Here is a 21,042-nt window from a genome sequence, read left to right on the forward strand (position 1 = left end):
TTAACGTCCATGAATAACATAGATACACTCATCAGCAACAATGCACTATGGTCAAAGATGCTGGTTGAAGAAGACCCCGGATTTTTCGGGAAGCTGGCGCAAGCGCAAAACCCACGCTTTCTATGGATTGGATGTTCCGACAGCCGCGTCCCGGCAGAACGCCTGACCGGTCTCGAACCTGGCGAGCTTTTTGTTCACCGTAACGTAGCCAACCTTGTTATTCACACCGATCTCAACTGCCTTTCTGTCGTTCAGTATGCCGTTGACGTGCTGGAAGTTGAGCACATCATTATTTGCGGCCACTACGGCTGCGGTGGCGTTCAGGCGGCGGTTGAAAATACAGAGCTGGGGTTAATCGATAACTGGCTGCTGCACATCCGCGATATCTGGTTCAAACATAGCTCACTGTTGGGTGAAATGCCGCAGGAGCGTCGACTTGATACCCTTTGCGAGCTGAACGTGATGGAGCAGGTCTATAACCTGGGCCACTCAACGATTATGCAGTCCGCGTGGAAACGTGGGCAGAAGGTTTCCATCCACGGCTGGGCGTACGGCATTCACGATGGCCTGCTGCGCAATCTGGAAGTGACCGCCACCAACCGCGAAACGCTGGAGCAGCGTTACCGTTCGGGCATTGCCAACCTCAAGCTTAAGCATGTGAACCATAAATAAGTGCACGTTAAAAAGCCGGGTGGCGGCTGCGCCTTACCCGGCCTACATGTGCCCATTAGTAGGCCCGGATCGCTGCGCGTCACCGGGCAACAAAGCGCAACTACTCGTCCAGAATCACGACTTTTCCGACATACGGCAGATGGCGATAACGCTGCGCGTAGTCAATGCCGTAACCGACGACGAATTCGTCTGGAATCGAGAAGCCAACGAACTCCACCGGCACCTGCACTTCACGACGATCTGGCTTATCCAGCAGCGTACAAATTGCCAGCGATTTAGGCTGACGCAGGCTCAGGATCTCGCGCACTTTGGAGAGCGTGTTGCCAGAGTCGATAATGTCTTCAACGATCAAGACATCTTTGCCACGAATATCTTCATCCAGATCTTTCAGGATTTTCACATCACGGGTTGTGGACATGCCGCTGCCGTAGCTGGAGGCGGTCATAAAATCGACCTCATGGGACACCTGCACTTCACGGCACAGGTCTGCCATGAACATGAAAGAGCCACGTAAAAGACCGACCAGCACCATTTCGCTGCCGCTGTCCTTGTAATGTTCGGTGATTTGACGACCCAGTTCGGCGATACGCGCTTTGATCTCGGCTTCCGGGATCATCACTTCAACAGTATGTTTCATATTACTAACCATATGATTTTAATGAAAATCTCTCAATGCAGGTGAATCTATTTCCGGCATCGATACGCAAGCCCGCCATTATACCAGCAAATGATTAACCCTGGCGTATGAGTTATAAAAAGCAAATATTGTGATTCCGATCACACTTGTTAATACCTATAATTAGTTGCTAGCAAATTATTAACAAAAACTGACGAGTACACTTTCTATGGCTGAAACACACTCTAAACAGCCGCGTCTACTGGTGACACTAACAGCCGCGTTCGCAGCCTTCTGCGCGCTGTATCTGTTAATCGGTGGCGTCTGGCTGGTCGCTTTAGGCGGCTCCTGGTACTACCCGATTGCGGGTCTGGTTATGGTTGCCGTAACCATCCTGCTGTTGCGTAGAAAACAATCCGCACTGTGGCTGTATGCCGCACTCCTCCTTGCCACCATGATCTGGGGCGTCTGGGAAGTCGGGTTCGACTTCTGGGCACTGACGCCGCGCAGCGACATCCTGGTCTTCTTCGGTATCTGGCTGATCCTGCCGTTCGTGTGGCGTCGCCTGATTGTGCCTTCCAGCGGTGCCGTGGCGGGCCTGGTTGTTGCCCTGCTGATTACCGGCGGCATTCTGACCTGGGCCGGTTTTAATGACCCACAGGAGATCAACGGTACGCTGAACGCGGAATCCACCCCTGCGGCGGCCATCTCGGAGGTGGCGGACGGCGACTGGCCTGCGTATGGTCGTAACCAGGAAGGTCAGCGCTACTCTCCGCTGAAGCAGATCAACGCGGACAACGTTAAGAACCTGAAAGAAGCCTGGGTATTCCGTACCGGCGACCTGAAGATGCCGAACGATCCGGGCGAGCTGACCAACGAAGTGACGCCAATTAAAGTCGGCAACATGCTCTACCTGTGTACGGCGCACCAGCGTCTGTTCGCGCTCGACGCGGCAACCGGTAAAGAGAAATGGCACTTCGATCCACAGCTGAACTCCAACCCGTCGTTCCAGCACGTGACCTGCCGCGGCGTCTCATACCACGAAGCGCGTGCCGATAATGCCAGCCCGGAAGTCATTGCCGACTGCCCTCGCCGCATTATGCTGCCGGTAAACGATGGCCGTCTGTTCGCGATTAACGCTGAAACGGGCAAGCTGTGCGAAACCTTCGCCAACAAAGGCATCCTGAACCTGCAGACCAACATGCCGGACACCAGCCCGGGTCTGTATGAGCCAACTTCACCGCCAATCATCACCGATAAAACCATCGTGATTGCCGGTTCGGTAACGGATAACTTCTCTACGCGTGAAACCTCCGGCGTCATCCGCGGTTTTGACGTAAACACCGGTAAACTGCTGTGGGCCTTCGACCCGGGCGCGAAAGATCCGAATGCGATCCCGTCGGACGAGCACACCTTTACCTTTAACTCGCCAAACTCCTGGGCACCAGCGGCGTATGACGCGAAGCTGGACCTGGTCTACCTGCCGATGGGCGTAACCACGCCGGATATCTGGGGCGGTAACCGCACGCCGGAGCAGGAACGTTACGCCAGCGCTATCGTGGCGCTGAACGCGACAACCGGCAAGCTGGCCTGGAGCTATCAGACCGTACACCACGATCTGTGGGATATGGACATGCCGTCCCAGCCGACGCTGGCAGACATTACCGTTAACGGCAAAACCGTTCCGGTGATTTACGCTCCGGCCAAGACCGGCAACATCTTCGTGCTGGATCGCAGCAACGGCAAGCTGGTTGTGCCGGCACCGGAAAAACCGGTTCCGCAGGGCGCGGCGAAAGGCGATTACGTCAGCAAAACCCAGCCGTTCTCTGACCTGAGCTTCCGTCCGAAGAAAGACCTCAGCGGTGCAGACATGTGGGGTGCCACCATGTTTGACCAGCTGGTGTGCCGCGTGATGTTCCACCAGCTGCGCTACGAAGGCATCTTCACGCCTCCGTCTGAGCAGGGCACGCTGGTCTTCCCGGGTAACCTGGGGATGTTCGAGTGGGGCGGGATCTCCGTCGACCCGAACCGTCAGGTGGCAATTGCCAACCCAATGGCGCTGCCGTTCGTTTCCCGTCTGATCCCGCGCGGTCCGGGCAACCCAATGGAGCAGCCGAAAGACGCGAAAGGCAGCGGAACCGAAGCCGGCATTCAGCCGCAGTACGGCGTACCGTTTGGCGTAACGCTGAACCCGTTCTTGTCTCCGTTTGGTCTGCCGTGTAAACAACCTGCCTGGGGTTATATCTCCGGTCTGGATCTGAAAACCAACCAGATCGTGTGGAAAAAACGTATTGGTACGCCACAGGACAGCATGCCGTTCCCGATGCCGGTTCCGGTGCCGTTCAATATGGGTATGCCAATGCTGGGTGGCCCAATCTCCACCGCCGGTAACGTACTGTTCATCGCGGCAACCGCAGATAACTACCTGCGCGCGTACAACATGACCAACGGTGAAAAACTGTGGCAGGGCCGTCTGCCTGCCGGTGGACAGGCCACGCCGATGACCTATGAAGTGAACGGCAAGCAGTACGTTGTCATCTCCGCGGGCGGTCACGGTTCGTTTGGCACGAAGATGGGCGACTATATTGTCGCGTATGCACTGCCGGATGAAAGCAAGTAACTGAAAAGCCGGGTGGCGGCTACGCCTTACCCGGCCTACAGAAATATGCAAAACGGCAACTTCGGTTGCCGTTTTTGTGTCTTTTCCCTCTCCCTGTGGGAGAGGGTCAGGGTGAGGGCATCAGGCCGCACTGTTTTAAACAGTGAACCCAAGCATCATCCCCGTATCTTCATGCTCAAGCAGATGACAGTGCGCCATATAGGCAAACTCCTTCGGCGCATCGTGGTCAAACTTCACCAGCACCTCGCTGACGCCGCCTTCCACTCTCACCGTATCTTTCCAGCCCGCGCGATGCGCGTCCGGCGCTTTACCGTTTTCTGAGAGAATGCGGAACTGCGTACCGTGAATGTGGAACGGATGCAGCATCATGTCCCCTTCGCCCGAAATCACCCAGCGCTCAAACTGACCCTTTGTCGCAGCAAACATCGGCGTATTCATGTCGAAGGCTTTGCCGTTGATGCGGTTGGCGTTATGGAAATCAAAGCCGTGGTCGCCGTGATTCATGCCGCCCATTTTGCCGTGGTCCATATTCATATGGCCCATCATCTGCCCGTGGTGCATCCCCGCCATGGCCTGATTGCCGTACTTTTTCATCAGCGCCTGCATACCCATCATGTCGAGCATCGGATCCATGGAAAGCTGTAGTTTGCGCTGCGTAAGCCCGTCAAGCGACGGGAGCGCTGGCAGGGTAGTTAACGTATCCGGCAGCGTGCCGGAAGCGGTCACCAGTAAAGGCTGAATCCGCAGCACCGGATGCGGCTTATCAAACGGCGCAACCGCCATCCCCATCTGGCTGACCGGCAGGGTCACGAGGTCAAACGCCTTACCGTCGCTGATATCCACCAGCACCTCGAAGCGCTCGCCCATCAGCATCGGCAGCTCGTTCACTTTTACCGGCTCCGGCAGAAGTCCACCGTCGCTTGCCACGACGTACAGCGGGCGCTTATCGCTGGCGGCGAAGTTCAGCGAACGGGCGTTACAGCCGTTAAGCAGACGTAAACGCAGCCAGCCTTTCGGCGCGGCGTGCTGAGGGTAGATCGCGCCGTTGGTCAGCAGCGTGTCGCCAAACCAGCCCACCGCGGCACTCATCACGTCCAGCTGGTAGTCAATTTGCCCGTCAGCGTTGAATTTCTTGTCCTGCACAATCACCGGAACGTCGTCGATGCCCCACTGTTTCGGCAGGCGCAGCAGGCGGCTTTCGTCGTCTTCAATCAGCACCAGCCCCGCCAGCCCCATCGCCACCTGATGGCCCGTTTTGCCGTGCTGATGCGGGTGGAACCAGCAGGTCGCCGCACGTTGGTCAGGGGTAAAGGTCACGCTGCGCTTGCCACCAGCCTTGATAACGCCCTGCGGTCCACCGTCCACTTCGCCCGGTACTTCCAGCCCGTGCCAGTGCAGCGTGGTCTCTTCCGACAGCGCGTTATGGATATCAACGGTGACGGTTTTTCCCTTGCGTAACTGGAGCGCCGGACCGAGGAGATTTCCGTTATAGCCCCAGGTTGTGGCGCTATTCGCACCAAAGGTCGTTTCGCCCGATTGCACCACAAGCTGGATACGACTGCGGGCATCAGCAGTCAGTAATTCAGGAATGGGTAAGGCGGGTCTGTCGGCCGCGAAAACGGCGCGACTCCAGAGAGGTAATGCGCTGGCAGCCCCCAGCGCAGCGGAATATTTTAAAAAATCACGACGTTGCATGTTCATTTCCTTATTTCCAGCCGGCGATCTTTTGAGCATAAACCCTCCCCTTACCGGAAGGTCAAGTCAAGCGGCAATAATAAAGGTCGTCGGCCTGGCATCAAGTATGCTAACGTTAATTTTCCGTGATGCAGTGGTAGAAGCAATGAAGACGTTTTTCAGAACAATTTTGTTCAGTGGCCTGATGGCGATGTGTGCAAACAGTTACGCGCTGAGTGAAAACGAAGCAGAAGATATGGCCGATCTCACGGCGGTGTTTGTGTTTCTGAAAAACGATTGTGGTTACCAGAATTTACCCAACGGGCAGATTCGTCGCGCACTGGTCTTTTTTGCCCAGCAGAACCAATGGGATCTCAGCAACTACGACAGCTTCGACATGAAGGCGCTCGGTGAAGACAGCTACCGCGATTTGAGCGGTATCGGTATTCCCACTGCTAAAAAATGCAAAGCGCTGGCTCGTGATTCACTCAGCCTGCTCGCCTACGTGAAGTAACCTTCCCGACGCCCCTTGTTGACTCGCTAACCGCTTCACGGCGGTGATGTGTTGCGCCCCATCTGCTGAATGTCAGGATGTAAACGATGGAGAGGACAGCCCATGACCGAGAAAACGGTATGGCAAGAAACGCTGCACGATCAGTTTGGTCAGTACTTTGCCGTTGATAACGTGCTTTATCGCGAGAAGACCGATCATCAGGATCTGATCATCTTCGAGAACGCCGCCTTTGGCCGCGTTATGGCGCTGGACGGCGTGGTGCAAACCACCGAGCGCGATGAGTTTATTTATCATGAGATGATGACCCACGTTCCGCTGCTGGCCCACGGCCACGCAAAGCACGTTCTGATTATCGGCGGCGGCGACGGCGCGATGCTGCGTGAAGTGTCCCGCCATCAGTCCGTCGAAACCATCACAATGGTGGAAATCGACGCGGGTGTGGTTTCGTTCTGCCGTCAGTACCTGCCCAACCATAATGCCGGTAGCTACGACGATCCGCGCTTTAATCTGGTTATCGACGACGGCGTCAATTTTGTTAACCAGACCACGCAAACGTTTGATGTGATTATCTCTGACTGCACCGACCCTATCGGTCCGGGCGCGTCGCTGTTTACCTCCTCGTTCTACGAAGGCTGCAAGCGCTGCCTGAATCCCGGCGGGATCTTCGTCGCGCAAAACGGCGTCTGCTTCCTTCAGCAGGATGAAGCCCTCGACAGCCACCGCAAGCTGAGCACCTACTTTAGTGACGTCAGCTTCTACCAGGCCGCGATCCCGACCTACTACGGCGGGATCATGACCTTTGCGTGGGCGACCGACAACGAGGTGCTGCGTCATCTCTCTACCGAAATCATTCAGGCACGCTTCCACCAGGCGGGTCTTAAATGTCGCTATTACAACCCGGCCGTCCATACCGCGGCGTTTGCCTTGCCACAATATCTGCAAGACGCACTGTCCTCAAAGGGGGTGAGCTAATTGAAAAAGCTGAAACTGCATGGCTTTAACAACCTGACCAAAAGCCTGAGTTTTTGTATTTACGATATCTGCTACGCCAAAACAGCGGAAGAGCGCGATGGCTACATCGCCTATATCGATGAACTCTACAACGCTAACCGCCTGACGGAGATCCTGTCAGAAACCTGCTCAATCATTGGCGCCAACATCCTGAACATCGCGCGTCAGGATTATGAACCTCAGGGCGCCAGCGTCACCATTCTGGTGAGCGAAGAGCCGGTAGACCCGAAGCTTATCGACAAAACCGAGCATCCTGGCCCGCTGCCGGAAGTGGTCGTCGCGCACCTCGATAAGAGCCACATCTGCGTACACACCTACCCGGAGAGTCACCCGGAAGGTGGGCTGTGTACGTTCCGCGCCGATATTGAAGTGTCAACCTGCGGCGTGATTTCCCCGCTCAACGCGCTGAACTATCTCATCCACCAGTTGGAATCGGATATCGTCACCATTGATTATCGCGTGCGTGGTTTTACCCGTGATGTCAACGGCATGAAGCACTTCATCGACCACGAGATCAACTCTATTCAGAACTTTATGTCTGAAGACATGAAATCGCTGTACGACATGATGGACGTGAACGTGTATCAGGAGAACATCTTCCATACCAAGATGTTACTTAAGGAGTTCGACCTTAAGCACTATATGTTCCATACCAAACCGGAAGATTTGAGCGAAGAGGAGCGTAAGTCGATTACTGACCTGCTCTGGAAAGAGATGCGCGAGATCTACTACGGCCGCAATATTCCGGCCGTATAAAAGTCAACCGGAGCAGGGATGCTCCGGTCTGTTATTTCTGTTTCATAAAGTCGCGATACGCATTTACCACCTGAAGGAAATCCTCTACGCCGCACATCGACAGGCTCTCTTCGTCGTAGTAGCTCATCCCCTCTTCCATCTCGTCACCGGAAAACTCGAGCTGGTTGGCGCGCACCATCACCTCTTCGCCATCCATCCACAGGGTATATTCATGCCCGGCGCGCTGCCAGGAGCGCTCGCTGCCTTTTACCGTATCTGCCGCCTGTTCCACTTCATCAAGAAGCGCGAGATTCTCCTTCACCTCTTCGTTAAACCAGTGTCCTACGGCTTCGTGGCCCATCGACATACGCACTTTCACCACTCCGGTGATGTCGCGCAGAAATTCGTAATCCATAGTGTTTTCCTCTGCAAAGCCATTAGGGTAATTATCGCAGCAGCGAGGAAGAAAAAAAGCGTGAGAGGTGGGAGGAATGAAAATAAAAAAGCCCCTCACCCTAACCCTCTCCCCAAAGGGGAGAGGGAACTGGACTCCCCTCGCCCCTTTGGGGAGAGGGGCTGGGGGTGAGGGGTTGGTTTTTATACCGCCGTCTGGAAGATAACCCCGTCGGCCTTCTCGGTGTACTGAGCGAGCTGATCGAAGTTCAGATAGCGATAGGTATCCACCGCTGTCTTATCCACCTGAGCCACAAAGGTCTGGTACTCTTCCGGCGTTGGCAGTTTGCCAATCAGCGCCGCAACCGCCGCCAGCTCCGCAGAGGCCAGGTAGACGTTCGCACCGGTACCTAAACGGTTCGGGAAGTTACGGGTAGAGGTGGACACCACCGTCGCACCGTCAGCCACGCGCGCCTGGTTACCCATACAGAGGGAACAGCCAGGGATTTCAATACGCGCACCGCTCTTACCAAACACGCTGTAGTAGCCCTCTTCGGTCAGCTGCGCCGCATCCATACGGGTTGGCGGTGCCACCCACAGACGGGTCGGAAGCTGGCCTTTATGGGTATCCAGCAGCTTGCCGGCAGCGCGGAAGTGACCGATGTTGGTCATGCAGGAACCGATGAACACTTCGTCGATCTTCTCGCCCTGAACTTCAGAGAGCGGACGCGCATCGTCCGGATCGTTCGGTGCACAGAGGATCGGCTCTTTGATATCCGCCAGATCGATGTCGATCACCGCCGCGTACTCTGCGTCAGCATCGGCTTCCAGCAGCTGCGGATCCGCCAGCCATTTTTCCATGCCCTGAATACGACGTTCCAGCGTACGACGGTCGCCGTAGCCTTCCGCAATCATCCACTTCAGCAGCACGATGTTGGAGGTCAGGTACTCTTCGATTGGCGCCTGGTTCAGCTTGATGGTACAGCCCGCCGCAGAACGCTCGGCGGAGGCATCGGTCAGCTCGAACGCCTGCTCCACTTTCAGATCCGGCAGGCCTTCAATTTCCAGAATGCGGCCAGAGAAGATGTTTTTCTTCCCTTTCTTCTCAACGGTCAGCAGACCCTGTTTGATGGCATACAGCGGGATCGCGTGAACCAGATCGCGCAGGGTGATACCCGGCTGCATTTTACCTTTGAAGCGCACCAGCACCGATTCCGGCATATCCAGAGGCATCACGCCGGTCGCAGCAGCAAACGCCACCAGACCAGAGCCCGCCGGGAAGGAGATACCGATTGGGAAACGGGTATGGGAGTCACCGCCGGTACCGACGGTATCCGGCAGCAGCATGCGGTTCAGCCAGGAGTGGATTACGCCGTCGCCCGGACGCAGGGAAACGCCGCCGCGGTTCATGATGAAGTCTGGCAGCGTGTGGTGCGTGGTCACGTCAACCGGCTTCGGATAGGCCGCCGTGTGGCAGAAGGACTGCATTACCAGGTCAGACGAGAAGCCCAGGCACGCCAGGTCTTTCAGTTCGTCACGGGTCATTGGGCCAGTGGTGTCCTGAGAGCCTACGGAGGTCATCTTCGGCTCGCAGTATGCGCCAGGACGAACACCAGCGACGCCGCAGGCGCGACCCACCATTTTCTGTGCCAGAGAGTAACCGCGATTGCTTTCCGCCACGTCTTTCGCCTGACGGAACACGTCACTGTGCGGCAGACCCAGCGCTTCACGCGCTTTGGTGGTCAGGCCACGACCGATGATCAGCGGGATACGGCCACCGGCGCGCACTTCGTCGATCAGCACGTCGGTTTTCAGCTCGAAGCTTGCCAGCAGCGCGTTGGTTTCATGGTTGCGCACTTCGCCCTTGAACGGATAAACGTCAATCACGTCGCCCATGTTCAGGTTGGACACATCCACTTCAATCGGCAGCGCGCCCGCATCTTCCATGGTGTTGAAGAAGATCGGCGCAATTTTACCGCCGAGGCACAGGCCGCCGCCGCGCTTGTTCGGCACGTGCGGAATGTCGTCGCCCATGAACCACAGCACGGAGTTGGTGGCGGATTTACGGGAAGAACCGGTACCCACCACATCACCGACGTAAGCCAGCGGGAAACCTTTCTTCTGCAGGGCTTCGATCTGTTTGATCGGGCCAACCACGCCTGGCTGATCCGGCTCAATGCCTTCACGGGCGTTTTTCAGCATCGCCAGGGCGTGCAGAGGGATATCCGGGCGAGACCACGCGTCCGGTGCCGGAGAGAGGTCATCGGTGTTGGTTTCACCGGTCACTTTAAAGACGGTAACGGTAATTTTTTCAGCCAACGCTGGACGGTTCAGGAACCATTCGGCATCCGCCCAGGACTGCATCACCTGCTTCGCATAGACGTTGCCCGCTTTGGCTTTTTCTTCTACGTCATAGAAGTTATCGAACATCAGCAGCGTGGAAGAGAGCGCTTTAGCGGCAATCGGTGCCAGCTTGTCGTTATCCAGCGCGTCAATCAGCGGATGAATGTTGTAACCACCCTGCATGGTGCCGAGCAGTTCAATGGCTTTTTCAGGAGTAACCAGTGGGGAGGTGGCTTCGCCTTTGGCGATAGCAGCAAGGAATCCGGCTTTTACGTAGGCAGCTTCATCTACGCCAGGCGGTACGCGGTTGATCAGCAGATCTAACAGGAATTCTTCTTCGCCCTTAGGCGGGTTCTTCAGCAGCTCGACGAGCGCGGCCATTTGGGTTGCATCTAAAGGTTTGGGTACAATTCCCTCGGCGGCACGTTCTGCTACGTGCTTACGGTATTCTTCTAGCACGACGGTTCTCCTCGCTCTCATTGTCATATGCGGCGGGCGTTCTCTTCACGCTCCTGTGAGACAGCAGTTTGTAGGGTAAATGCCCGATACCGCGTCGGGCAGCATAGCAGGATTTCTGCACAGTGTTAATCCGTTTACAAAAAAGCAACATTAAAAAATTTGCTGAATCGTTAAGCATGGTGTAGCGGGGAGACGAGACGAATTTTGGGTACAAAAAAACCGCCAGGTAGCGACTTATGTTGCCGTTGCAACAGCACGATGCTGCTGGCCGCTCTCAGGGGAGGCCTTCTGAATTACCAGCTGTATTTCCCGCATCGCATATAATTGTGTAATAAATACTCACACTCTTTATCCGGACGAACCGGACGCTTCCCAATAAAAGTCAAAACAGTAAAAGACGGGTGAACAATACTCACGCCAACCGTAACGCCTCACGGCACAGCGCTTGTCTCGTTGGAGTCATTTTATGAAGTTGCCCTTTAAGCCACACCTGCTTGTCCTTCTCTGCAGTGCCGGGCTGTTTGCCGCCTCAGGCGTTATGTTTGTCAAAAGCCGGGCAACGGAGTCGGTCGTCCCTGCTCCTGTCACGCAACAACCGGCGGCACCTGCCGCAGCCCAGCCCGCCCCTGTCGTCGCACCCACGTACACGGCCGCGCAAATCGATCAGTGGGTTGCCCCAGTTGCGCTCTACCCGGATGCCCTGCTGTCGCAAATTTTAATGGCCTCGACCTACCCGTCCAACGTTATCCAGGCGGCACAGTGGTCAAAAGATAATCCCAAAATGCAGGGCGATGCCGCCATTCAGGCCGTTGCGGGTCAGCCCTGGGATCCGAGCGTGAAGTCGCTGGTGGCGTTTCCTCAGTTGATGTCGCTGATGGGTGAAAATCCGCCATGGGTCCAAAATTTGGGCGATGCCTTCCTCGCCCAACCGAAAGACGTGATGGACTCCGTTCAACGCCTGCGCTTGCTGGCGCAACAAACCGGTGCATTGCAATCAACGCCACAGCAAACGGTCACGACCGTGACGAAACCTGCCCCTGCGAAAACCACCACCAGCGAGTCAACAAACACCACTACCGCAAGCCCGACGGTGATCAAAATTGAATCCGCCGATCCGCAGGTGGTTTACGTTCCGACCTATAACCCCAATACGGTTTACGGTACCTGGCCAAACGCGGCCTACCCGCCAACCTATTTACCGCCCTCACCCGGAGAGCAATTTACCGACAGTCTGGTCAAGGGTCTCGGCTTCAGTCTGGGGGTAGCGACAACCTATGCAATCTTCAGCAACATCGACTGGGATGACGACGATGACTGGGACCACCACCATCACGATGATGACTGGGATAATCATGGCGGCTATAACCGCAACGGCGATAACAATATCAATATTAACGTTGATAACTTCAATAAAATCAGCGGGCAGCGTCTGACGGATGCCAACCGCACCTGGCAGCACAACCCGGCCTATCGTGAAGGCGTGCCGTACCCGACCAACCAGCTCAATACCCGTTACCACGCCACGAAAGCGGCGACAGGGCTTAGTGCGACGCAGCAAAAACCGGTCAATCGGGACAGCCAGCGTCAGGCCGCATTAAGTCAAATGGAAAAATCGACAGGAAAAAAGTTCCCTCAGGCAACGCGCCCGACAACCCGAGATGCACAGCGTCAGGCTTCCAGCCAACAGCTGAAGCAGATTTCACAGCGCAATAACTACCGCGGCTACGACACCAAACCGCAAATCGCGAAGCGAACTGAGAACAACCGTGCGGCCACGCAACGACAGGAAAAACGGGTTTCGCAACCCTCACAGCAGCGCGCGGCCCAGCAGAGAAATGTTCAGCAGCGAACCAGCCAGCATCGCGCTAATGCGCTGAGCGGCAACGACAGCCGGTCCGGCAACTGGCAAGCCCAGCAGCGTCGGGGCGAGCAGAGCAGACAAGTCGCTGCCCGCCATCAGCAGCCCCGTCAGGCTTCAGCCGGACGCGCAGAACACCGTGAATTCCGTCACCGTTAAGGGAGCCGACATGAAAAGTAAACTACTCTGTGGAATGGCGTTATTCATGCTTTCGGCCACCGCGATGGCACAGCAATCGTTCAGCACGCCAGGCCAGGCAACCGACGCGCTGGTGAGCGCCATCAGCAAGCACGATGAACGTGCAATGAGCAACCTGCTTGGGGAGAACTGGCGCGACTTCCTGCCGCCTGAAGGGGTCGACCCGGATGCCGTCGATCGTTTCCTGAGGGACTGGAAAGTTCGTCATGATACCGCCATTGAGGGCGATGTGGCGCATCTGGTTGTCGGAGAGAGCGACTGGCAGTTGCCGATCCCGGTGATAAAAACCGCTACCGGCTGGCAATTTGACATTAAAGCAGGCGCCGAAGCGATCCTCACGCGCGAGATTGGGCGTAACGAACTGGGTGCCATCGAGGCGCTGCATGCCTATGTCGATGCTCAGCAGAGCTATTTTGCGTTGAACCAGAAGTATGCGCAGAAAATTGTCAGTTCTGAGGGGAAAAAGGACGGGCTGTACTGGCCCGTCTCGCCAGGCGAAGCGCCAAGCCCGCTGGGTCCGGCGTTCAGTCCGAAAGAGCCAGGAGCAGGCTATCACGGCTATCGTTTTCGCATTTTGCCGGATAATAACGGTTTCGCCATGATCGCCTGGCCAGTCACTTACGGTCAGACGGGGGTGATGAGCTTCACGATCAATCAGGACGACAAAGTGTACCAAAGCGATCTCGGCAGTGATTCCGCACAGAAAGCAAATGCCCTGACCGCATATCCTCTGGATAAGACCTGGCAGCCCGTCGCCCCGTAATACAGACAGGCCGGGTAAGGCGACGTCGCCACCCGGCTGTTTTGCTACAAAATATTCGCGACGGATTTCGCCAGCTGCGCTTCCAGAACCGGTTTCGCTTCTTCGAACTTCAGGTTCACCTTGTTGGCGTTAGACACCACGCGGGTCTGATACTTCGCACGATCGCCCTGCTCGGTGCTGGTCTGCAGTTTCACGCCAGAGGTACCCTGACGCAGGGCAGCGATATTATCGGTTGTGACTTTTGCTTTGCTGCGCTCAGAGATCTGCAGGTCAGTCACCATGGTGTAGTTTACATCCTCCACCATCGCGTCTGCCGCCATGCCGATCAGGCCCGCCGCCAGACCCACTCCCAGCGCTGCGCCGGAAGAGTTGCTGTTATAAGCGGTGATCCCTGCACCCAGTGCAGCGCCCACAGCAGCACCTTCGTACCCGGTTTTCAGGTAGCCCTGAGCTTCACGCAGATCCATTTTGTCGGCTTTCAGGACGTTTGCCTGCACCCAGTAATATGCGCCGTCAGGGGAGCTGGTCACTTTATAGCCCTTGGCAATCAGGTCGTTCGCCAGCAGGGTCTGCAGGTTGCTCATGTCTTTATCGGAGGTGTTTTTAACCTGAATGTAAACCGTTTTCTCGTTGGATGGCTCAAGCCAGACGGTTTCACTCATCTGGGTTTTCACTTCCAGGTTGCGTTTCTTCACCGCCGTCGTTACCGCACCGCACCCTGTCAGCGTCAGCGCTGCCGCCACTAAGCCAATTACCGCCACTTTCTTCAAAGACATGTATTTTCCTTTTTTCGTGTAATAAAAGAGTCCAGAACCCCTAAACCGCGTGGCCAGTAGCCACACAATGGTGAAAAAAGTATCGGCAGATGAAGGGAAATTTTTAGCGGAAATATCAACAGGATGACTACTAAATCCGGTAGTGCCAGGCAAAAAAAACGCCTCCGGAGAGGCGTTTATCAAGCGCAGAGAAACTTATTTCTTCTTCGCTTTCGCGTTTGGCAGGTCGGTGATGCTACCTTCGAACACTTCTGCCGCCAGGCCCACAGACTCGTGCAGAGTCGGGTGAGCGTGGATGGTCAGCGCGATGTCTTCCGCGTCACAGCCCATTTCGATAGCCAGACCGATTTCACCCAGCAGCTCGCCGCCGTTGGTACCGACAATCGCACCACCGATCACGCGGTGAGTCTCTTTGTCGAAGATCAGTTTGGTCATACCGTCTGCGCAGTCGGAAGCGATAGCACGGCCAGAAGCAGCCCACGGGAAGGTGGCGGTTTCGTAGCTGATGCCTTTCTCTTTCGCTTCTTTCTCGGTCAGACCTACCCATGCCACTTCTGGCTCGGTGTACGCGATAGATGGGATCACTTTCGGATCGAAGTAGTGCTTCATGCCGGCGATAACTTCAGCGGCAACGTGACCTTCGTGAACACCTTTGTGCGCCAGCATTGGCTGACCGACGATGTCGCCGATAGCAAAGATGTGCGGCACGTTGGTACGCAGCTGTTTGTCAACGCGGATGAAGCCACGGTCGTCCACTTCCACACCGGCTTTGCCCGCGTCGAGATTTTTACCGTTCGGTACACGACCGATAGCCACCAGCACGGCGTCGTAACGCTGTGGTTCGGATGGGGCTTTTTTGCCTTCCATGGAAACGTAAATACCGTCTTCTTTCGCTTCAACGGCAGTCACTTTGGTTTCCAGCATCAGGTTGAATTTCTTGCTGATGCGCTTGGTGAAGACCTTAACGATGTCTTTGTCGGCAGCCGGGATAACCTGGTCGAACATTTCAACCACGTCGATCTCTGAACCCAGCGCATGGTACACGGTACCCATTTCCAGACCGATGATACCGCCGCCCATAACCAGCAGACGCTTAGGAACGGTTTTCAGCTCCAGCGCATCGGTGGAATCCCACACGCGTGGATCTTCATGCGGAATGAATGGCAGTTCGATTGGGCGAGAGCCTGCCGCGATGATCGCGTTGTCGAAGTTGATCACGGTTTTGCCGTTTTCGCCTTCCACTTCCAGGGTGTTCGCACCGGTGAATTTACCCAGACCGTTTACCACTTTCACTTTACGGCCTTTGGCCATACCCGCCAGACCGCCGGTCAGCTGAGTGATAACTTTCTCTTTCCAGGTACGAATTTTGTCGATATCGGTTTTCGGCTCACCGAAGACGATACCGTGTTCAGCCAGCGCTTTGGCTTCTTCGATAACTTTCGCTACGTGCAGCAGCGCTTTAGAAGGGATACAGCCGACGTTCAGACAAACACCGCCGAGGGTGCTGTAACGCTCTACGATGACGGTTTCCAGACCTAAATCCGCTGCGCGAAATGCTGCGGAGTAACCTGCCGGGCCTGCCCCAAGTACTACGACCTGAGTTTTGATTTCTGTGCTCATCATGACCTCTTAATTTATACCCGTCGTCCACCGGGTCGTTCTATCCGCCCGCAGTTTACAAAATTGTTAACAATTTTGAAACAACAAACGGCTCACGAATTGTCGCTTTCGCCAATAACCTCACAAACCCCATGAGATTATCAGAAAAAAGCCGGCCGACTGGCCGGCTTTTCGATTACATCACCAGGCGGCGAATGTCGCTCAGCATGTTGTTGATGATAGTGATGAAACGCGCACCATCAGCACCGTCGATTACGCGGTGGTCGAAGGACAGAGAGATTGGCATCATCAGACGCGGTACGAACTCTTTGCCATTCCACACCGGCTCCATCGCGGACTTGGACACACCGAGGATAGCCACTTCCGGCGCGTTCACAATCGGCGCGAAGTGGGTGGTACCCAGGCCGCCGATGCTGGAGATAGTGAAGCAGCCGCCCTGCATTTCGCCGGCAGTCAGCTTACCATCACGCGCTTTCTTGGAGATCACGGTCAGTTCACGGGACAGCTCGGTAATGCTCTTCTTGTTCACGTCTTTGAAGACCGGAACAACCAGACCATTTGGCGTATCAACCGCAACACCGATGTTGATGTATTTCTTCAGCGTCAGCTTCTGACCGTCTTCGGACAGGGAGCTGTTGAAGCGTGGCATCTGTTCCAGAGCCGCAGCAACCGCTTTCATAATGAAGACCACTGGGGTGAATTTCACGTCCAGTTTGCGCTTCTCGGCTTCGGCGTTCTGCTGTTTACGGAACGCTTCCAGATCGGTGATATCGGTCTTATCAAAGTGCGTAACGTGCGGGATCATTACCCAGTTACGGCTCAGGTTAGCACCAGAGATTTTCTGGATACGGCCCAGCTCCACTTCTTCGATTTCGCCGAACTTGCTGAAGTCCACTTTCGGCCATGGCAGCATGCCCGGGATACCGCCGCCAGCGGCTGCAGCTGGTGCAGCTTCGGCGCGTTTCACCGCGTCTTTCACGTAGGTCTGAACGTCTTCGCGCAGGATACGACCCTTACGGCCGGTCCCTTTCACTTTCGCCAGGTTCACACCGAATTCGCGCGCCAGGCGACGAATCAGCGGGGTAGCGTGGACGTAAGCGTCGTTTTCAGCGAACTCAGATTTTTCTGCTTTTGCAGCAGGAGCCGCAGCAGGTTTAGACGCCTGAGCCGGTGCAGCAGCCGGTGCCGGAGCAGCCGCAGCAGCCGGAGCTGCGGCAGGCGCAGCGCCTTCCACTTCGAAGACCATGATCAGAGAGCCGGTAGACACTTTGTCGCCGGTGCTGATTTTGATCTCTTTAACGGTACCCGCGAACGGCGCAGGGACTTCCATAGAAGCCTTGTCGCCTTCAACGGTGATCAGTGACTGTTCAGCGGCAACTTTGTCGCCCACTTTCACCATCACTTCGGTGACTTCAACTTCGTCACCGCCGATGTCCGGTACGTTAACGTCTTTCGCGCCGCCAGCAGCTGCTGGTGCAGCGGCCGGAGCCGGAGCAGCGGCCTGTGCTGGCGCGGCAGCAGGTGCAGCACCCGCCACTTCGAAGACCATGATCAGGGAGCCGGTAGACACTTTGTCACCGGTGTTGATCTTGATCTCTTTAACGGTACCGGCGAACGGAGCTGGCACTTCCATAGAGGCTTTGTCGCCTTCTACGGTGATCAGTGACTGCTCAGCTGCAACGGTGTCGCCCACTTTCACCAGGATTTCAGTGACTTCAACTTCGTCACCGCCGATGTCAGGCACGTTCACTTCTTTCGCGCTCGCGGCAGCGGCTGGAGCAGCGGCGGCCGGAGCGGCTTCTTTCTTCTCTTCCTGCGCAGGTGCAGCTGCTGCTGCACCGTCGGCGGAATCGAAAATCATGATCAGTTTGCCAGTCTCGGTTTTATCGCCAACAGAGACTTTGATCTCTTTAACGATGCCAGCCTGAGGAGACGGGACTTCCATAGAGGCTTTGTCGCCTTCTACGGTGATCAGCGACTGTTCAGCTTCAACTTTGTCGCCTACTTTGACCAGGATCTCGGTGATTTCAACTTCATCAGCCCCGATGTCCGGTACATTGATTTCGATAGCCATTATTCTTTTACCTCTTACGCCAGACGCGGGTTAACTTTTTCTGCATCGATGTTGAATTTGGTGATTGCGTCTGCAACCACTTTCTTATCGATTTCGCCACGTTTAGCCAGTTCGCCCAGTGCTGCTACAACCACGTAAGAAGCATCAACTTCGAAGTGGTGACGCAGGTTTTCGCGGCTGTCAGAACGACCGAAGCCGTCAGTACCCAGAACGCGATAATCATCAGCTGGAACGTAAGTACGAACCTGCTCAGCGAACAGTTTCATATAGTCAGTAGACGCCACCGCTGGTGCATCGTTCATCACCTGAGCGATGTACGGAACGCGTGGGGTTTCCATTGGGTGCAGCATGTTCCAGCGCTCACAATCCTGGCCATCACGCGCCAGCTCAGTGAAGGAGGTCACAGAGTACACATCGGAACCGACACCGTAGTCTTTCGCCAGGATCTGCGCTGCTTCACGTACGTGACGCAGGATAGAACCGGAGCCCAGCAGCTGAACTTTACCTTTGCTACCTTCAATGGTTTCGAGTTTGTAGATACCTTTACGGATACCTTCCTCGGCACCTGCTGGCATTGCCGGCATGTGGTAGTTTTCGTTCAGGGTGGTGATGTAGTAGTAAATGTTCTCTTGCGCTTCACCGTACATGCGCTGCAGACCGTCATGCATGATGACTGCCACTTCGTACGCGTAAGACGGGTCGTAAGAGATACAGTTAGGGATAGTCAGAGACTGAATGTGGCTGTGGCCATCTTCGTGCTGCAGACCTTCACCGTTCAGGGTCGTACGACCGGAAGTACCACCGATCAGGAAGCCGCGAGCCTGCTGGTCGCCTGCCTGCCAGCACAGGTCACCGATACGCTGGAACCCGAACATGGAGTAGTAAATGTAGAACGGGATCATCGGCAGGTTGTTGGTGCTATAAGAAGTCGCAGCAGCCAGCCAGGATGCGCCTGCGCCCAGCTCGTTGATACCTTCCTGCAGGATCTGACCTTTCTCGTCTTCTTTGTAGTAGGCAACCTGCTCACGGTCCTGCGGGGTGTACTGCTGGCCGTTCGGGCTGTAGATACCGATCTGACGGAACAGACCTTCCATACCGAAAGTACGCGCTTCGTCGGCGATGATTGGAACCAGACGATCTTTGATCGACTTGTTCTTCAGCATCACGTTCAGGGCACGAACGAAAGCGATAGTGGTAGAGATCTCTTTGTTCTGCTCTTCCAGCAGCTGAGAGAAGTCTTCCAGCGCCGGCAGTTCCAGCTTCTCGGTGAAGTTAGGCTGACGAGCTGGCAGGTAGCCTTTCAGCGCCTGACGACGTTCGTGCAGGTACTTGTGCTCTTCAGACCCTTCCGGGAAGGTGATGTAAGACAGGTTTTCGACCTGCTCATCGGTCACTGGAACGTTGAAACGGTCGCGGATATAACGCACGCCGTCCATATTCATTTTCTTAACCTGGTGAGCGATGTTTTTACCTTCTGCGGTATCACCCATGCCGTAACCTTTGATGGTATGGGCCAGGATTACAGTCGCTTTACCTTTGGTTTCCTGCGCTTTTTTCAGTGCAGCGTAGACTTTCTTCGGATCGTGACCACCGCGGTTCAGGGCCCAGATCTGCTCATCAGTCCAGTCTGCAACCAGGGCTGCGGTCTCAGGATATTTGCCGAAGAAGTGCTCACGAACGTAGGCACCGTCTTTGGATTTGAAGGTCTGGTAGTCACCGTCAACGGTTTCGTTCATCAGTTGGATCAGTTTACCGCTGGTGTCTTTACGCAGCAGCTCATCCCAACGACCGCCCCACATGACTTTGATCACGTTCCAGCCAGCACCTGCGAAGATGCCTTCCAGTTCGTTGATGATCTTGCCGTTGCCGGTTACCGGACCATCCAGACGCTGCAGGTTACAGTTGATGATGAAGCACAGGTTGTCCAGCTTCTCACGGGTTGCGATGGTGATCGCGCCTTTAGATTCTGGCTCATCCATTTCGCCGTCGCCCAGGAAGGCGTATACGGTCTGCTCAGAGGTGTCTTTCAGACCACGGTGTTCCAGATACTTCAGGAATTTCGCCTGGTAGATCGCACCGATTGGGCCCAGACCCATAGATACGGTCGGGAACTGCCAGAATTCAGGCATCAGTTTAGGGTGCGGGTAAGAAGACAGACCTTTACCGTGAACTTCCTGACGGAAGTTGTTCATCTGCTCTTCAGTCAGACGACCTTCCAGGAATGCACGTGCATAGATGCCCGGAGAGATGTGGCCCTGGAAGTACACCAGGTCGCCGCCGTCTTTCTCGTTCGCTGCACGGAAGAAGTGGTTGAAGCACACTTCGTAAACGGTCGCGGAAGACTGGAAGGACGCCATGTGGCCACCCAGCTCCAGGTCTTTCTTGGATGCGCGCAGAACGGTCATGATGGCGTTCCAGCGGATTGCAGAACGGATACGACGTTCCAGATCCAGATTGCCCGGGTATTCCGGTTCGTCTTCGACGGCAATCGTGTTTACGTAGTTGCTAGCCCCTGCACCTGAAGCAACCTTCACGCCGCCTTTGCGGGCTTCAGAAAGCAGCTGATCAATCAGATACTGAGCGCGCTCAACACCTTCTTCACGGATGACCGATTCGATCGCCTGTAGCCAGTCGCGAGTTTCGATCGGATCCACGTCATTTTGGAGACGTTCTGACATGGGGGTATTCCTTATCTATCTAATACGTTGATTTGTCT

Annotated in this window: 15 protein-coding genes; 7 read left to right on the forward strand and 8 right to left on the reverse strand. The window is 55.5% G+C overall.

Annotated elements, in window-relative coordinates:
* Positions 1–9: 9 nt before the first annotated feature.
* Complete coding sequence (can, locus tag KK102_RS16050; RefSeq protein WP_010426907.1) at positions 10–672, forward strand: carbonate dehydratase; 663 nt, start codon at positions 10–12, stop codon at positions 670–672.
* 100 nt (positions 673–772) lie between these two features.
* On the opposite strand, the gene hpt is transcribed toward can, so the two are convergent.
* Positions 773–1,309 carry a hypoxanthine phosphoribosyltransferase gene (gene hpt, locus KK102_RS16055; RefSeq protein ID WP_010426909.1) on the reverse strand — a complete coding sequence of 179 codons (537 nt, stop codon included), beginning with the start codon at positions 1,307–1,309 and terminating at the stop codon, positions 773–775.
* 208 nt (positions 1,310–1,517) lie between these two features.
* On the opposite strand from hpt, the gene KK102_RS16060 reads away from it, so the two are divergent.
* Entirely contained in the window at positions 1,518–3,908 is a 2,391-nt protein-coding gene (locus KK102_RS16060) for a glucose/quinate/shikimate family membrane-bound PQQ-dependent dehydrogenase (RefSeq protein WP_216358003.1), read from the forward strand.
* 135 nt (positions 3,909–4,043) lie between these two features.
* Here KK102_RS16060 and cueO read toward each other — a convergent pair whose 3' ends face one another.
* Positions 4,044–5,603 (reverse strand): multicopper oxidase CueO, encoded by a 1,560-nt coding sequence (cueO, locus tag KK102_RS16065; RefSeq protein ID WP_216358004.1) that lies wholly within the window; start codon positions 5,601–5,603, stop codon positions 4,044–4,046.
* Positions 5,604–5,748: 145 nt separating this feature from the next.
* Between cueO and KK102_RS16070 the strand changes: the two genes are divergently transcribed.
* The 3 genes from KK102_RS16070 (at position 5,749) to speD (ending at position 7,863) form a co-directional block, all read left to right on the forward strand.
* Positions 5,749–6,096, forward strand: a complete 348-nt coding sequence (locus tag KK102_RS16070) for a YacC family pilotin-like protein (RefSeq protein WP_010426912.1) — start codon at positions 5,749–5,751, stop codon at positions 6,094–6,096.
* 102 nt (positions 6,097–6,198) lie between these two features.
* A complete protein-coding gene (speE, locus tag KK102_RS16075) occupies positions 6,199–7,068 on the forward strand; it encodes a polyamine aminopropyltransferase (RefSeq protein WP_126545085.1) in 870 nt (289 codons plus the stop codon).
* Positions 7,069–7,863 (forward strand): adenosylmethionine decarboxylase, encoded by a 795-nt coding sequence (gene speD, locus KK102_RS16080; RefSeq protein WP_065102052.1) that lies wholly within the window; start codon positions 7,069–7,071, stop codon positions 7,861–7,863.
* Between the two features lie 31 nt (positions 7,864–7,894).
* On the opposite strand, the gene yacL is transcribed toward speD, so the two are convergent.
* Positions 7,895–8,257 (reverse strand): protein YacL, encoded by a 363-nt coding sequence (gene yacL, locus KK102_RS16085; protein WP_126545086.1) that lies wholly within the window; start codon positions 8,255–8,257, stop codon positions 7,895–7,897.
* A gap of 182 nt (positions 8,258–8,439) precedes the next feature.
* Positions 8,440–11,037, reverse strand: coding sequence for a bifunctional aconitate hydratase 2/2-methylisocitrate dehydratase (gene acnB / locus KK102_RS16090; RefSeq protein ID WP_126545087.1), 2,598 nt, complete (start codon positions 11,035–11,037; stop codon positions 8,440–8,442).
* 466 nt (positions 11,038–11,503) lie between these two features.
* Between acnB and KK102_RS16095 the strand changes: the two genes are divergently transcribed.
* The gene (locus KK102_RS16095) at positions 11,504–13,054 is read left to right on the forward strand and encodes a DUF3300 domain-containing protein (RefSeq protein ID WP_216358005.1); all 1,551 of its coding nucleotides are present in this window, start codon (positions 11,504–11,506) and stop codon (positions 13,052–13,054) included.
* 10 nt (positions 13,055–13,064) lie between these two features.
* Positions 13,065–13,856 (forward strand): DUF2950 family protein, encoded by a 792-nt coding sequence (locus KK102_RS16100; protein WP_216358006.1) that lies wholly within the window; start codon positions 13,065–13,067, stop codon positions 13,854–13,856.
* 44 nt (positions 13,857–13,900) lie between these two features.
* Here the strand turns inward: KK102_RS16100 and traT are convergent, their stop codons facing one another.
* The 4 genes from traT to aceE all read right to left on the reverse strand — a co-directional run bounded on the left by traT (position 13,901) and on the right by aceE (position 21,004).
* Positions 13,901–14,632 (reverse strand): conjugal transfer complement resistance protein TraT, encoded by a 732-nt coding sequence (traT, locus tag KK102_RS16105; RefSeq protein ID WP_089599168.1) that lies wholly within the window; start codon positions 14,630–14,632, stop codon positions 13,901–13,903.
* Positions 14,633–14,827: 195 nt separating this feature from the next.
* A complete protein-coding gene (gene lpdA / locus KK102_RS16110; protein WP_003856313.1) occupies positions 14,828–16,252 on the reverse strand; it encodes a dihydrolipoyl dehydrogenase in 1,425 nt (474 codons plus the stop codon).
* Positions 16,253–16,427: 175 nt separating this feature from the next.
* Positions 16,428–18,326: a pyruvate dehydrogenase complex dihydrolipoyllysine-residue acetyltransferase gene (gene aceF, locus KK102_RS16115; protein ID WP_216358007.1), complete on the reverse strand. Its 1,899-nt coding sequence runs from the start codon at positions 18,324–18,326 to the stop codon at positions 16,428–16,430.
* 14 nt (positions 18,327–18,340) lie between these two features.
* Positions 18,341–21,004, reverse strand: a complete 2,664-nt coding sequence (gene aceE / locus KK102_RS16120; RefSeq protein ID WP_126545092.1) for a pyruvate dehydrogenase (acetyl-transferring), homodimeric type — start codon at positions 21,002–21,004, stop codon at positions 18,341–18,343.
* Positions 21,005–21,042 lie beyond the last annotated feature (38 nt).

This window comes from Enterobacter quasimori (assembly GCF_018597345.1).
GTDB classification, from domain to species: domain Bacteria; phylum Pseudomonadota; class Gammaproteobacteria; order Enterobacterales; family Enterobacteriaceae; genus Enterobacter; species Enterobacter mori.

Excerpts from the sequence above, each read along its gene's own strand:
- can (WP_010426907.1), top strand. The coding sequence starts at position 10 with ATGAATAACATAGATACACTCATCAGCAACAATGCACTATGGTCAAAG.
- hpt (WP_010426909.1), bottom strand. The coding sequence starts at position 1,309 with ATGAAACATACTGTTGAAGTGATGATCCCGGAAGCCGAGATCAAAGCG.
- KK102_RS16060 (WP_216358003.1), top strand. The coding sequence starts at position 1,518 with ATGGCTGAAACACACTCTAAACAGCCGCGTCTACTGGTGACACTAACA.
- cueO (WP_216358004.1), bottom strand. The coding sequence starts at position 5,603 with ATGCAACGTCGTGATTTTTTAAAATATTCCGCTGCGCTGGGGGCTGCC.
- KK102_RS16070 (WP_010426912.1), top strand. The coding sequence starts at position 5,749 with ATGAAGACGTTTTTCAGAACAATTTTGTTCAGTGGCCTGATGGCGATG.
- speE (WP_126545085.1), top strand. The coding sequence starts at position 6,199 with ATGACCGAGAAAACGGTATGGCAAGAAACGCTGCACGATCAGTTTGGT.
- yacL (WP_126545086.1), bottom strand. The coding sequence starts at position 8,257 with ATGGATTACGAATTTCTGCGCGACATCACCGGAGTGGTGAAAGTGCGT.
- KK102_RS16095 (WP_216358005.1), top strand. The coding sequence starts at position 11,504 with ATGAAGTTGCCCTTTAAGCCACACCTGCTTGTCCTTCTCTGCAGTGCC.
- KK102_RS16100 (WP_216358006.1), top strand. The coding sequence starts at position 13,065 with ATGAAAAGTAAACTACTCTGTGGAATGGCGTTATTCATGCTTTCGGCC.
- traT (WP_089599168.1), bottom strand. The coding sequence starts at position 14,632 with ATGTCTTTGAAGAAAGTGGCGGTAATTGGCTTAGTGGCGGCAGCGCTG.
- lpdA (WP_003856313.1), bottom strand. The coding sequence starts at position 16,252 with ATGAGCACAGAAATCAAAACTCAGGTCGTAGTACTTGGGGCAGGCCCG.
- aceF (WP_216358007.1), bottom strand. The coding sequence starts at position 18,326 with ATGGCTATCGAAATCAATGTACCGGACATCGGGGCTGATGAAGTTGAA.
- aceE (WP_126545092.1), bottom strand. The coding sequence starts at position 21,004 with ATGTCAGAACGTCTCCAAAATGACGTGGATCCGATCGAAACTCGCGAC.